Origin of the sequence: Rheinheimera sp. NSM, from assembly GCF_052380015.1 — a bacterium.
Classification (GTDB): Bacteria; Pseudomonadota; Gammaproteobacteria; order Enterobacterales; family Alteromonadaceae; genus Alishewanella.
Genome location: NZ_JBQTCI010000003.1, coordinates 484,731 through 497,861, shown reverse-complemented (window position 1 = coordinate 497,861; position 13,131 = coordinate 484,731). Strand labels below are relative to the sequence as shown.

Sequence of the window (13,131 nt, the reverse complement as noted above, 5' to 3'; positions counted from 1 at the left end):
TACCACATCAGGCATAGGTGCAAAGGTACGCGGTATCTATGGCCACCTGCAACTGAAACTTGCTGTTGGCCGGCACTTCAAACTGCTGGCCGCGGCTATAAGTTTGCCAACCGTTAGCGCCAGGCAGTAACACGGTTAAGGCACCGCTGACGACGGTCATCACTTCATGTTGGCTGGTGCCGAATTCGTACTCACCCGGCGCCATTACACCTACTGTTGCCGGTAATTGCTCGCCGGCAAAGGCGATAGAGGCCACTTTGCCGTCAAAATACTGGTTTACTTTAAACATCTTAATCTCCGTTAGCTAAGCTCAGCCACAGTAAACCTGATCCCGGTTGCAGATGGAAGTAACTTGCTTAAATTTAGATGGCTTTACGTCTGTTTATTGGAAGCAAACCGCGCTTTATTGCTGCTGTAAAAAAATTTGACGTTACAGTGTAATAAAATAAGTGGCATAAATTAACCAAAGTTAATGAATGTGCCATAAAAGCGTTTTATATTCGGTTGTCCTTAATAAAACAACCAGGGAGCACAAAATGAAGATCAGGACATTATCAGCAACTATCGCCATGCTTTTGGCACCGGCAGTACATGCCGAACTGTTTATCTCAGAATATGTTGAAGGGTCCGGCAATAATAAAGCGCTGGAATTTTATAACCCGACTACACAGACGCTGAACCTGTCTGAGTACCGTATTAATGTATTTTTCAATGGTAGTGCTACAGCCGGGTTTAGCGTAGCGCTAAACGGTGACTTAGCTCCGGGCGGCATTTATGTTTTTGCTGCTGCTAATGCTGCTGCAGAGCTGGTTGCATTAGCCGACCAAACCACCGGCTCTGGTTTATGGAACGGCGATGATGCCATTACGCTGACTAAAAATGGTGTGGTAGTAGACAGCATTGGCCAGGTGGGTTTTGATCCCGGCTCTGCCTGGGGTAGTGGTAGTATTACCACGGCAAACGACACTTTACGCCGGGCTGCTGTAAGTTATGATTCAGAGCCTTTTGACACCTTTGACCCGGCAGATCAGTGGCTGGGTTTTGCCCAGGACGATTTCAGCGATATTGGCTTATTTAACGGCGAAGGTGGTGGCCCGGGCGATCCGGATCCTGATCCGGAGCCGATATTAGCCTGTGGCGAACCGGCGACGCCGATTTTTGCTATTCAGGGCAGTGGCATGGCAAGCCCGTTGGTGGGTGAAGTGGTGCAGGTTGAAGCCGTAGTAACGCAAACATTACCTGGTTTACGTGGCTACAATATTCAGGCCCCGGCGGCAGAGCAGGATAATGATCCTGCTACCTCAGAAGGGGTGTTTGTCTATGTCAACACTGCTGATATAGCCGTAGAAGTTGGCCGGCGTGTGCGCTTACTGGCAACCGTTGCGGAATTTAACGGCCATACCCAGCTGACAAATGTCAGCGCTACGCTGGATTGCGGCAGCAGCACTTTACCGGCGCCGACCCCCTTTGGTTTACCGGTCAGCAGCCTGGCAGAGCTTGAAGCGGTAGAAGGCATGTTAGTAAGCTTTACACAGCCACTAACGGTAAACGATACCTTTACGCTGGGCCGCTTTGGTGAGCTGACGCTGGCCAATGGCCGCCGTTATACGCCTACTCAGGTAGTAAACCCGGGGCCGGAAGCGATAGCGCTGGCGGCAGAGCATGCGTTAAATAAAATTGTGTTGGATGATGCCAGTACTGTACAGAACCCGGCTGTGGTGCCTTATCCAACCGGTGGCTTATCGGCGGCGAATGTGGTGCGCAGTGGTGATACGGTGCTTAACCTTACCGGTACCGTGCATTACGGTTTTAATGAATACCGCATTATGCCTACGCAAAACGTTAATTTTATTCACAGCAACCCACGTACCACAGCGCCGGAACTGGCAGGTGACGGCAATATCAAAGTGGCCAGCTTTAATGTGCTGAACTACTTTAACGGCGATGGCCTGGGCGGCGGCTTCCCGACGGCACGTGGTGCAGATAGCGTGCTGGAGTTTGAACGGCAGCGGGCGAAAATTCTGTCGGCTATGGTAGCGCTGGATGCTGCGGTTATTGGCCTGATGGAAATTGAAAACGACGGCTACAGCGACACTTCTGCCATAGCGGATCTGGTCACTGGCTTGCGTAGCGCATCCGGTAATGACAGCTGGCAATATATTAATGCCGGTGGCCCGGTTGGCACAGATGAAATTGCGGTGGGCTTAATTTATCGTGCCGATCTGGTTACGCCGGCAGCGCCATTGTTGATACTGGATTCTGCTAATTCGGCGGTGGACGAACAGGGCGTGGTGCTGTTTGATGACAGCCGTAACCGGCCGATGTTGGCACAGCGTTTCCGTTTACTGGAAAACGATGCCGAATTTGCTGTGATGGTAAACCATTTAAAATCGAAAGGCTCAGGCTGTGGCGCAGAAGACGGTGATACCGGCGATGGCCAGGGCAACTGTAACATCAGCCGCACCCGTGCTGCACAAGCGATAGGCATTTTTGCTGCTGAGCATTTTGCTCAAACGCCTGCCGTGGTAATGGGTGATCTCAATGCCTACGCCAAGGAAGACCCTATTGCTACTCTGGCGCAAGCCGGTTATATCAATGTGTTTGAAGCGCTGGGCAAAGTGCCGGGCCATGGCTATGTGTTCTCCGGTTTATCCGGCGCGCTGGATCATGCGCTGTTAAATGACATGGCGTTGCAGTATCTGCAGGATGCAACCAAGTGGAATATTAACGCTGATGAGCCGATAGCGCTGGATTACAATGTTGAGTTTAAAACACCGCAGCAACAACTGGATTATTATGCATCTGATGCGTACCGCTCATCAGATCATGATCCGGTGGTGGTGTCATTCAGTTTGCCGGCCGTTATTCCGCCGCTGGATGTGACGTTAGAGCTGCTGCGTACTGTGCGCTCGCGCTCAGGCCAAAGCCTGGTGCAACTGCGTTGGAGCGGCGATGCAACAGATTTAACCCTGTATCGTGACAATGCTCCGGTACGCGAGTTAAACCGCTCTGGTCGGGTGAATGACAGCTTCCGCTCGGATGCGATGAGCGTAAGCTACAAAATTTGTCAGCAAGCTACCACAAGCTGCTCGGCTGAGTTAGTGGTGAATTTTAACTAAGTTGCAGTATTACTGTGCAGCAAAACTGTGCAACAAATAAAAACGCCGGCAATCGCCGGCGTTTTTTTACCCAAAAGGTGAAGCCTTAAGCGGCTTTATCTTTCTTATCTTTGGCCACAGCACCCGGGCCCTGTTGGGTCAGGGTTTTGTCTGCAGCCAGATATTCCGGCTCAAAGTCATCGACATTGATGGCAAACAAACGGCCTTTTTCTGCGGTGCGCAGTATGCCGGCTTCTGCTTCGGTAATCACTTTCAGTTCTAAACCGAGATCGGCCACTTCGTTCAGGCGGAAGAACGGCAGACGCTTACCGGCGGCATGGGTTACCTTATCAAAGATTGGCTCGGCAGCCAGTACATCCAGTAACGCCTGTTCCATTAAACCTAATTGGTTTTGCGGCTCATTGGTCAGGTACATATGATGGCCCAGACGTGAGCGTGCTTCACCCGGCGTTTGCATAATGCGGGCAACCTGGTGTTCGATAACATCAGACGCTTTGCGTAAGGTACGACCCCACGGGAATACCACACGTTTTAATACCACACCTACCACGCGGTTAGGGAAGTTATCAAACAACTCGTTTAACGCCAGCTGTGCTTTAGCCAGGTTGTCTTCACAGGCCCATTGCACCAACGGTAAATCGTCAATTTTACGGCCTTCGTCGTTGTAGCGCTTTAACACTGCTGATGTCAGATACAGCATACTTAAAATATCACCCAGACGGGCAGAGATACGCTCGCGGCGTTTTAAATCGCCACCCAAGGTGCCCATTGCTACGTCTGACATTAGCGCCATAGCCGCGCTGAAACGGTTCATTTGTCTGTAGTACTTTGCCGTGGCGTCGCTGTATGGTGCGCCGCTGAAAGCGCCACCGGTTAACGACAACCAGAAAGTACGGAAGAAGTTGCTGATAGCAAAACCAATATGGCCAAACAGCGCTTTGTCAAAGGCGGTTACTGCTGCGCCCTGGTCATCTAACTGCGCAGCCTGTAATTCTGCCAGTACATAAGGATGGCAGCGGATAGCGCCCTGACCGTAAATAATCATATTGCGGGTAAGAATATTGGCACCTTCTACCGTAATGGCCACCGGTGCACCCTGGTAACCGCGCGCCAGATAGTTGTTCGGGCCCATACAAATGCCCTTACCGCCGTGGATATCCATCGCATCAATGATGGCCTGGCGCATCCGCTCGGTCATATGGTATTTGGTAATAGCTGAAATTACTGATGGCTTCTCGCCTAAATCTATCGAGCCAACTGACATCGTAGTAGAGGCATCAGCCATATAGGCATAGCCGCCAATACGTGCCATCGCTTCTTCCACGCCTTCCATTTTACCAATCGGTAATCTGAACTGGCGACGGATCCGGGCATAGGCGCCGGTAGCCAACGCTACGGCTTTAATACCACCGGTACTGTTTGACGGCAGCGTAATAGCACGGCCTACCGATAAACACTCCACCAGCATACGCCAGCCCTGGCCGGCCATTTTGGCGCCGCCGATAATGTAATCCAGTGGTACAAAGATGTTTTCACCCTGAGTAGGACCATTTTGAAACGGCACATTCAGCGGGAAATGGCGCCGGCCAATTTTAACGCCCGGGGTGCTAACCGGAATCAGCGCACAGGTAATACCCAGCTCTTCGGTTTCACCAAGCAGTTTTTCCGGGTCGTACAGTTTAAAGGCTAAACCCAGTACGGTAGCAATAGGAGCCAGCGTAATATAGCGCTTGTTCCATGTCAGGCGCATACCGATGACTTCTTGGCCTTCCCACTGGCCTTTACAAATAATACCGGTATCGGGAATTGCACCGGCGTCAGAGCCGGCTTCCGGGCTGGTCAGCGCAAAACACGGCACTTCCAGGCCTTTGGCTAAGCGAGGTAAATAATGTTTTTTCTGCTCGTCAGTACCATAGTGCTGCAGTAATTCGCCGGGGCCTAAAGAGTTAGGTACACCAACAACGCTGGATAACACCATGCTTTTACTGGTTAATTTTTGCAGTACGCAAGATTGGGCATAAGCAGAGAATTCCAGACCACCATATTCTTTCTTGATGATCATGGCGAAAAAGCCTTTTTCTTTCAGGTACTGATAAACTTCCGGGGTTAGATCGGCACGCTCGTGCGTGGTATGCCAGTCATCGACCATCGCCAGTAACTCTTCTACCGGGCCATCCAGAAACGCCTGCTCTTCAGCACTTAAACGTGGCACCGGAAAGTTATGCATCTTGTGCCAGTCCGGGTTGCCACGGAATAGATCGGCTTCCCACCAGGTAGTACCGGCGTCGATGGCTTCTTTTTCCGTGGTAGACATTTCCGGCATAATTTTGCGGTATAGCTTCAGCAGTGGCTTGGTAAGGTACTGCTGGCGTATTACGGCAATATTCAGTGGCAGTGCCACCAACAAAAACACTATCCAAGCTACGGTGCCGGCAGCATCAAAGGCGCTGCCTACCGCCAGAATTACTGCTATTGCAGCGGTAAACATGGTTAAACTGGCACGGTTATATGCCAGGATACCGATTGCGGCGATAAGCACCGCGCAGAGAATTATCACTTCCATCTTTTGCTCCTGATGAGAGGTCTGACCACTATGCGGCTAGAGTAGAACGCTTTGGCTAAAGTTGCAAGCCCTGAAACCTGCTGATGCACAAAGTGATTGTCAACTTAGGGTGCAACTCGTAGGCTTATACGCTTAAGCATAGCCGTTTGGCTCAGTTTCGCCTGCTGCAGGCAGGTTTTGTGCTAAGGATCTGTATGTGTGAATTACTTGGCATGTCGGCGAATGTGCCGACAGATATTTGTTTCAGCTTTAAAGGCTTAAAAGAGCGCGGTGGCCGCACCGGACCGCACAAAGATGGCTGGGGTGTGGCATTTTATGAAAATAAGGGCGTCAGCACTTTTAAGGATGCATTACCCGGCTACCAGTCAGAAATTGCCCGGTTGGTGTCGGATTACCCGATCAAAAGTACTGCTGTTATTGCCCATGTGCGCCAGGCCAACCGTGGTCGTATCGGCCTGGAAAATACCCATCCGTTTACCCGCGAGTTATGGGGGCGCTACTGGACTTATGCTCACAACGGCCAACTGAGTGGTTATCAGCAGTTACCGCTAACGCGTTTCACCCCGGTGGGCACTACCGACAGCGAGCGGGCGTTTTGCTACTTGCTCAGTGAATTGGAACGGCACTATGGCCAAAAACCACCGGCGCGTAAAACGGCGTTTAAGTTTATTCAGCGTAAGTGTAAGGCGCTGCAAAAGCTCGGTGTGTTTAATATGCTGCTGACGGATGGCGAGTACTTGCTGACTTACTGCAGCACTAAACTGCATTGGATCACGCGTCGTGCGCCTTTTGGCGTGGCGCGGTTGTCAGATGTGGATGTGGATATTGATTTCAGCCGTGAAACCACACCCAATGATGTGGTCACTATTATTGCTACTGAGCCACTGACCAATAATGAGCAGTGGCACAAGATGCAAGCAGGGGAAAGCCAGCTGTTCCGCTACGGCGAGCCTTTAGCCTGAATCTGCGGCGTCAGGTCCAGTTTGTGTAGCTGCACATCAAATTGTTCGACGTTGTCTTCACCGCGCCATAAGCGTACCAGCATATAATCCAGCTCGGGCGCTACCCAGGCGTAAATTTGTTTATCGCTGTTTGCTTCAACCCGGGCAATACGCAGCGTATTAATATTGCCATAAGGCAGGGGCAGCTTTTCTTCAGCCACCACTTTGTAATGGTACATCTTACTGTTGCCGTTACGGTTTAGTACGTTGTAGCTGAATTCTGTTTTGCCGGCTTTAAGATCCAGCACCAATTGCAGCTGATAACTGATTTGATCCAGCCAGTCATCCTGCCAATCTACTGCCTTGGCTTTGCGGTTTTTGCCTTCGCTCAGTACTTTGGTGTCAGGGTTAAGGTTCAGCTCGTAATAACGATCGGGGCCGCTGCCGGTGCGGTTAAGTACATAACGCAGTGGCTGAATTTTGCCGTCATTAATCACAAAGTCAGAGGTTTCCTGCCGCTTGTCAGAAAAAATCATCCAACTGATATCACTGCTGTAGCCGAGTTGATAGCCTTGCTCAGTCTGCTTTAAATAGCGGTTGGCCTCACCGTGCTTTTTGCCGGCGCGGTAGACAACATAGTCAGCGTTAAAGCTGCTTAACGGTGTAATTTCTGCACTGGTTGCGGTGCAAAAGAGTGTTGCTATTACGATAAAAGGCGCCCATAGGCGCCGGTTAGTCTTCATCATCATTGGCATAACCGTTGGCTGCTAATACATTGCCATCCAACCATGCCTGATCTGCCTGCTGTTGTAAACGGTTTTGACAAAACCATCGTACCACTAACGGATAAATGCGGTGTTCCTGTTCGTGTACCCGTTCAGCCAGGCTGGTTGCATCATCGTCGTTAAACAACGGTACCTTGGCCTGCAAAATAACCGGGCCGCCATCGAGTTGCTCGGTAACAAAGTGCACACTGCAACCATGCTCGCTATCACCGGCGTCAATAGCACGCTGATGGGTATCCAGCCCCTGATACTTTGGCAACAGAGAAGGATGCACATTTAACAAGCGGCCGCTAAAATGCTGCACAAAAGCCGGGCTTAAAATGCGCATAAAACCGGCCAGCACCACTAAATCCGGTTGGTGCTGGTCTATGGCATCCATCAGGGCAATATCGTATTTTTCGCGGCTGACGTAATTTTTATGGCTCAATACCTGAGTACTGATCCCCGCCTCATTCGCACGCACCAAGCCATAGGCGTTGGCTTTATTGGCAATGACGGCACTGACTTTGCCCGGGATAAAACCGCTGCTGCAGGCATCAATAATGGCCTGCAGGTTAGAACCGCTGCCGGAAATCAGTACTACGATAGATTTCATCGGTTGCCTTATTCGTTAATAATAACCAGCTCATCACCTGCAGCTGCAGATTGAATTTCACCCAGGTGCCATACAGTTTCGCCGGCATCACGCAGTATGCTGATGGCTTGCTGCAGTTTGTCCTGTGGTACCACTACCAGCATGCCAACACCACAGTTAAAGGTGCGGTACATTTCGTGGCGGCTGATATTGCCTTGCTGCTGCAGCCAGTTGAAAATGGCCGGCCACTGCCAACTATTGCCATCGATAACGGCTTTGGTATTTTCTGGCAGTACGCGTGGGATATTTTCCCAAAAGCCACCACCGGTAATATGACACAGTGCATGCACCGGGGTTTGCTTAAACAGGTTAAGCAGGTTTTTTACGTATATGCGGGTTGGCTCAAGCAGGTGATCGGCCAGTGATTTGCCGTCCAGCAGAGTGTCAGGGCTCTGACCACTGACCTCCAGTACTTTACGGATTAACGAGAAGCCGTTGGAGTGCGGGCCGGAAGAGGCCATGGCGATTAACTGATCGCCTGGTTGTACTTTGCTGCCGTCGATAATATCGGCTTTTTCCACTACACCCACACAGAAACCGGCGATATCGTAGTCTTCGCCGTGATACATGCCCGGCATTTCGGCGGTTTCACCACCTACCAGGGCACAACCTGATTGATAACAGCCTTCAGCGATACCGTTGACTACCGCTGACGCAGTGTCGACATCCAGCTTACCAGTAGCGTAATAATCCAGGAAAAACAGTGGCTCAGCGCCTTGTACTACCAGATCGTTAACACACATAGCCACCAGATCAATGCCCACGCCGTCGTGGCGTTTTAAATCCATCGCCAGACGCAGCTTGGTGCCTACACCGTCAGTGCCAGATACCAGCACCGGCTCTTTATAACCGGCCGGAATTTGGCACAGGGCGCCAAAGCCGCCTAAACCACCCATAACTTCAGGGCGACGTGTGCGTTTGACTGCGCCTTTAATCCGTTCAACTAACGCATTACCTGCGTCAATATCAACTCCGGCGTCTTTGTAGCTTAACGATGTTTTCTGCTCGCTCACGGCAATCCTCGAATGACTGAAAGTGGAAAGGCTAAAAATTGGCGGCATTTTACCTGCTTAACGCCGCCGACAAAAGCCTTACTGCATAGCATTTGCCATTGCCTGCTTTACGTAGTCATATAAACTGATGCTGTTGTCGCGGGTAAACTTGTGGTAACACACTGAAGCAAATGGAAATTCTTTGTCATTCAGCCGTATATAAACAAAGGGGGCTTCGCTGTCAGTCTGATCATGTTGCCAGTGGCCGCCAACATTAGCGATAAACAACTGGCCAATATAAGCGCCGATAATGTTACATAAGGTAAACACCACCTCGGCCGAATGCCGCTGCTTTTGTTCACGGCTGTGTAATTCTGCCAGCAACACATCAATTTGCTGCAGGCTGTCTATGCTGTGATCCAGCGTTAATTTGTGCTCTTCTGCGGCGTAATTTACCGCGTCAGCGGCCGCGGCCTGCATTAAGTTATTCAGTTCTTGTTGTTGCATAATTGCCTCAGGATTTTTGATGAGCGGCCAGAATTAACTGGCGTAATTGTTTACTGCCGGGGCCAAGCGTTTCTTCTTTGGGCGCTACCAGCGATATGGTTGCCATGCGCTCGCTGCTTTGGTTCAGGCTCAGTTGTACCAGAGTGCCACGGGCAATATAGTCTGTCACCATAAAATCCGGCAACCAGCAAAAGCCTAACCCCAGTTGCAAAATTTCTATCGCTTCAAAGAAGTTATCGAGTGTCCAGCGTTGCTCCGCGCGTAGCCAGCCGATATTTTCCTGCGGTTTTTGTGCGGTGTCGCGGATCACCAGTTGCAAATGTTGGCTCAACTCATTTTGGTCAATATGGCTTGCCGTGGCCAACGGATTATTAGTGCCGGTCACCGGAATAAAGCGGGTATGGCATAAATGTTCACCCAGATAGCCTTTAGGAATCACAGCCGAGGCCGCTATAACCAGGTCAGCCCGTTTTTGCCGGATCATTTCTGCGGTGCCGGTAATAACGCAATCGATAAGCTGAATGCGGCTGCCGCGGCTAAGCGGATAAAATGCCGCCAGGGCGGCATTTAAAAAGCGTCGCGGATAGGCCAGTTCTACAGCAATACGGATTTCCGGTTCCCAGCCCTGGTCGATGTTGGCGGCCAGCAATTCCAAATCCTCCACTTGCTGCGTCAATAGCCGCGAGCGGCGCAGCATGACTTCACCGGCTTCGGTCAGATAGGCTTTACGGCCGCGTACTTCCAGTAGCTCAACACCCAGCTGGGTTTGCAATTTCGCTACGGCATGGTTCAGCGATGACTGGCTTTTGTTCAGCAGCTCTGCCGCCTGCGCATAGCCACCGGCATCGACCACCGCTTGCAAAATGCGCCATTGCTCCAGAGTTGAACGTGGACGGTAGGGCATAACGGGCGTGCGCTCCTTGTGGCGTTATACGTTGGCGACGATCACCGCCCGAAGCGGCGCCGGATAACTTTCTATGGTTTTACTATGATCAGTTGCATCGAGAAAATCAATTAAACTTTCGTTTTCCATCCAGTCGGTTTTGCGCTGCTCGTCTAAGCCGGTGCGGTTTAGATCCACCAGCCGTACATTGCTAAAGCCTAACCTTTGCAGCCAGTGTATCAGCGCAGTGACGCTGGGGATAAACCAGACATTGCGCATCTTGGCGTAACGCTCGCCCGGCACCAGTACCGTATGTTCGTCACCTTCTACCACCAGGGTTTCCAGGATTAGCTCGCCACCCGGATGCAGTTGGTTTTTCAGCTGTTGCAGAAAATCCAGCGGCGAACGGCGGTGGTACAATACGCCCATTGAGAACACCGTATCAAACTGTTTCAGTGCTGGCATCTCGTCTATCCCAATCGGGATCAGGTTTACCTTTGGGTCGGGGTTAAAATGTTTAATTGCCTGAAACTGGGCATAAAACAGTTGTGATGGATCAATGCCGACGACAAATTCTGCGCCTTCGCCGCGCATACGCCACAGGTGATAACCACTGCCACAGCCCACATCCAGTACCGTGCGGTTTGCCAGCGGAGCAATATGCGGCAGTACCCGGTCCCATTTAAAGTCAGAGCGCCACTCGGTATCAATAGCAATGCCATGAATATTAAACGGGCCTTTGCGCCACGGCTTTAACTGCTGCAGTAAGTAACGGATCTGCTGCGCTTCGCCGCTGCTGATATCATCAGCATGGCCAAACTGCACCGCAGTTTTCAGCTCAATAGCAGTGGGGGTTGTTGCCGGCAGATTAGTGATCACTTTTTGCCACTGTTTAAAGTCGCCATGCAGGGCATCTTTGCTCCAGGCTGCCAGCTGCGCCGGCAAGGTTTGCAGCCAGCTGTGCAGTTTATTGCGGGCCAATTGGGCATAAAAGGGCGTGAAATCGAGCATAGCTAACCTTATCTAAGAGTGGCCTTATTTAATGGCGACCATGGAGCAAAAATTAAAACACTGAAACCACAAGGTTTGGCTGGTAAAACCGGCTTGCTGCAAGCGTTGTTGGTGTTCCGGCAGAGTGTCGGGCTTCATCACATTTTCCAGCGCGCTGCGTTTTTGGCTAATTTCCAGCTCGCTGTAGCCATTGGCGCGTTTAAAGTCGTGGTGTAACTCCACCAACAAGTCGTTTGTCAGCTGGTCGTTGTTGATAAATTTTTCCGACAGGATCAGTAAACCACCGGGTTTTAAGCCCTGATACACGCGGTTAATCAGGGTATTACGGTCTTCTTTGGGTAAAAACTGCAAGGTAAAGTTAATTACCACTATGGCGGCCTGTTCTATCGGCTGCTGACGAATATCAGCCAGTTTTACTTCAACCGGTATATCAGAGCGAAATGCCTGCAAATGCCGCTCGCAACGCTCTACCATGGCGCAGCTGTTATCTACCGCAATAATACGGCTGTTAGCTACACTGATATTGCGCCGCATCGCCAGGGTGGCGGCGCCGAGTGAGCAGCCAAGGTCGTAGTAATTGCTGTCAGCTTGTTGAAAGCGGCCGCTTAACTTGCCAATGGTTTGAATAATCGTTTGATAGCCGGGTATCGAGCGCTGGATCATGTCGGGGAAGACATCTGCGACCTGATCGTCAAAACGAAAATCCTGAATATGAGCCAGTGGCTCGGCGAAAATGGCATCTTTTTGCATAAAAACTTGTCGGTAGGAAACAGTGTAAGTAGCGCTATTTTACCTTAAATACCGCAAAACTACAGCAAGCTGAATTGCTGCTCGCCAGGCCAGGGTGCCAGGCAGCTGTGAGCATAGGCTAAGTCCTGTGCAAACCGGCGGCATAACTGCGGCGCTAAATGATTATCCGGGGTGTGAAAAAAACAAAACGGGCTTTTGCCTTCATCCAACCATTGCTGCACTTTGGTTAACCACGGCTGATAAAACTGCCGGTTTAGCGCCATATCATCGGTACCGATAAAACGCAGCACCGGTGTTTGACTGAAACTTATCGCATGCACCGGCACGCGTGGTTTTTTTGCCTGGGCATCTGTTAATGCCTGAGTAGTTGCCGGTACTGAAAATAAGGCCCTGCTGTCAATAACCACGCGCTCAGCGCCATAATGTTGCAACATCTTGTGTAGTTGAATTTCATATTGGCCTTTGTCAAAAAAAGCCGGATGCCGCACTTCCAGTGCACAGCGGCACTGCTGGCTAATCTGTTCAACCAGGGTGCTGATGTAGCTAAACTCGGCCGGACCGGTGCGGGCGGGTAGTTGCAGATGCACCAGAGCCAGTTTTTGCCCAAGTGACAACATGCGTTTAAGCCAGTCTTGCAATTGCAGCAGATTGTCTGCGCCGCCCTGATGGCTGATGCGCTGCGGCACTTTTAACATAAAACGAAACTGCTCCGACGTATCTTGCCGCCAACGCTGCAAGGTGTCAGCTGACGGATCCGCATAGAAGGTGGTGTTACCCTCTGCGGAGTTAAAAAACCGGCTGTATTGCGGCAAATACTCAGCACTTTTCGCATCAGCCGAAAACAGTGCATTTTTCCATTTCGGATTGGCCCATACCGGGCACCCAAGATATAACATTGGCAGCTTGACCTTGTTGCAGTGGCAGCGTAAAACTAAATGTATCGGTT

Annotated in this window: 12 protein-coding genes; 2 read left to right on the top strand and 10 right to left on the bottom strand. The window is 50.9% G+C overall.

What is annotated here, in order from left to right:
• Positions 1-7 precede the first annotated feature (7 nt).
• Entirely contained in the window at positions 8-289 is a 282-nt protein-coding gene (gene ppnP / locus ACTZWV_RS11700) for a pyrimidine/purine nucleoside phosphorylase (RefSeq protein ID WP_444786716.1), read from the bottom strand.
• A gap of 247 nt (positions 290-536) precedes the next feature.
• On the opposite strand from ppnP, the gene ACTZWV_RS11695 reads away from it, so the two are divergent.
• Positions 537-3,119 (top strand): ExeM/NucH family extracellular endonuclease, encoded by a 2,583-nt coding sequence (locus ACTZWV_RS11695; protein WP_444786715.1) that lies wholly within the window; start codon positions 537-539, stop codon positions 3,117-3,119.
• 85 nt (positions 3,120-3,204) lie between these two features.
• Here ACTZWV_RS11695 and fadE read toward each other — a convergent pair whose 3' ends face one another.
• Entirely contained in the window at positions 3,205-5,682 is a 2,478-nt protein-coding gene (fadE, locus tag ACTZWV_RS11690; RefSeq protein ID WP_444786714.1) for an acyl-CoA dehydrogenase FadE, read from the bottom strand.
• Positions 5,683-5,876: 194 nt separating this feature from the next.
• Here fadE and ACTZWV_RS11685 point away from each other — a divergent pair, with 194 nt between their 5' ends.
• Entirely contained in the window at positions 5,877-6,644 is a 768-nt protein-coding gene (locus tag ACTZWV_RS11685; protein ID WP_444786713.1) for a class II glutamine amidotransferase, read from the top strand.
• On the opposite strand, the gene ACTZWV_RS11680 is transcribed toward ACTZWV_RS11685, so the two are convergent.
• The 8 genes from ACTZWV_RS11680 to ACTZWV_RS11645 all read right to left on the bottom strand — a co-directional run bounded on the left by ACTZWV_RS11680 (position 6,623) and on the right by ACTZWV_RS11645 (position 13,081).
• Entirely contained in the window at positions 6,623-7,372 is a 750-nt protein-coding gene (locus ACTZWV_RS11680) for a DUF3108 domain-containing protein (RefSeq protein WP_444786712.1), read from the bottom strand. The two genes, ACTZWV_RS11685 and ACTZWV_RS11680, sit on opposite strands and share 22 nt — an antisense overlap.
• A complete protein-coding gene (gene purN / locus ACTZWV_RS11675; RefSeq protein ID WP_444786711.1) occupies positions 7,356-8,003 on the bottom strand; it encodes a phosphoribosylglycinamide formyltransferase in 648 nt (215 codons plus the stop codon). The genes ACTZWV_RS11680 and purN overlap by 17 nt, the downstream gene beginning before the upstream one ends.
• Before the next feature lie 8 nt (positions 8,004-8,011).
• Positions 8,012-9,055: a phosphoribosylformylglycinamidine cyclo-ligase gene (gene purM / locus ACTZWV_RS11670; RefSeq protein WP_444786710.1), complete on the bottom strand. Its 1,044-nt coding sequence runs from the start codon at positions 9,053-9,055 to the stop codon at positions 8,012-8,014.
• Positions 9,056-9,133: 78 nt separating this feature from the next.
• Positions 9,134-9,541, bottom strand: a complete 408-nt coding sequence (locus ACTZWV_RS11665; RefSeq protein ID WP_444786709.1) for a hypothetical protein — start codon at positions 9,539-9,541, stop codon at positions 9,134-9,136.
• Positions 9,542-9,548: 7 nt separating this feature from the next.
• Positions 9,549-10,445, bottom strand: coding sequence for a LysR family transcriptional regulator (locus tag ACTZWV_RS11660; RefSeq protein WP_444786708.1), 897 nt, complete (start codon positions 10,443-10,445; stop codon positions 9,549-9,551).
• A 24-nt stretch (positions 10,446-10,469) separates the two neighbouring features.
• The gene (gene cmoB, locus ACTZWV_RS11655; RefSeq protein WP_444786707.1) at positions 10,470-11,435 is read right to left on the bottom strand and encodes a tRNA 5-methoxyuridine(34)/uridine 5-oxyacetic acid(34) synthase CmoB; all 966 of its coding nucleotides are present in this window, start codon (positions 11,433-11,435) and stop codon (positions 10,470-10,472) included.
• A gap of 24 nt (positions 11,436-11,459) precedes the next feature.
• The gene (gene cmoA, locus ACTZWV_RS11650; RefSeq protein ID WP_444786706.1) at positions 11,460-12,185 is read right to left on the bottom strand and encodes a carboxy-S-adenosyl-L-methionine synthase CmoA; all 726 of its coding nucleotides are present in this window, start codon (positions 12,183-12,185) and stop codon (positions 11,460-11,462) included.
• Positions 12,186-12,244: 59 nt separating this feature from the next.
• Positions 12,245-13,081: a DUF72 domain-containing protein gene (locus tag ACTZWV_RS11645; protein ID WP_444786705.1), complete on the bottom strand. Its 837-nt coding sequence runs from the start codon at positions 13,079-13,081 to the stop codon at positions 12,245-12,247.
• Positions 13,082-13,131 lie beyond the last annotated feature (50 nt).

What these genes read in the sequence shown, in the direction of transcription:
- ppnP (WP_444786716.1), bottom strand. Translation starts at nt 289, where the DNA reads ATGTTTAAAGTAAACCAGTATTTTGACGGCAAAGTGGCCTCTATCGCC.
- ACTZWV_RS11695 (WP_444786715.1), top strand. Translation starts at nt 537, where the DNA reads ATGAAGATCAGGACATTATCAGCAACTATCGCCATGCTTTTGGCACCG.
- fadE (WP_444786714.1), bottom strand. Translation starts at nt 5,682, where the DNA reads ATGGAAGTGATAATTCTCTGCGCGGTGCTTATCGCCGCAATCGGTATC.
- ACTZWV_RS11685 (WP_444786713.1), top strand. Translation starts at nt 5,877, where the DNA reads ATGTGTGAATTACTTGGCATGTCGGCGAATGTGCCGACAGATATTTGT.
- ACTZWV_RS11680 (WP_444786712.1), bottom strand. Translation starts at nt 7,372, where the DNA reads ATGATGATGAAGACTAACCGGCGCCTATGGGCGCCTTTTATCGTAATA.
- purN (WP_444786711.1), bottom strand. Translation starts at nt 8,003, where the DNA reads ATGAAATCTATCGTAGTACTGATTTCCGGCAGCGGTTCTAACCTGCAG.
- ACTZWV_RS11665 (WP_444786709.1), bottom strand. Translation starts at nt 9,541, where the DNA reads ATGCAACAACAAGAACTGAATAACTTAATGCAGGCCGCGGCCGCTGAC.
- ACTZWV_RS11660 (WP_444786708.1), bottom strand. Translation starts at nt 10,445, where the DNA reads ATGCCCTACCGTCCACGTTCAACTCTGGAGCAATGGCGCATTTTGCAA.
- cmoB (WP_444786707.1), bottom strand. Translation starts at nt 11,435, where the DNA reads ATGCTCGATTTCACGCCCTTTTATGCCCAATTGGCCCGCAATAAACTG.
- cmoA (WP_444786706.1), bottom strand. Translation starts at nt 12,185, where the DNA reads ATGCAAAAAGATGCCATTTTCGCCGAGCCACTGGCTCATATTCAGGAT.
- ACTZWV_RS11645 (WP_444786705.1), bottom strand. Translation starts at nt 13,081, where the DNA reads ATGTTATATCTTGGGTGCCCGGTATGGGCCAATCCGAAATGGAAAAAT.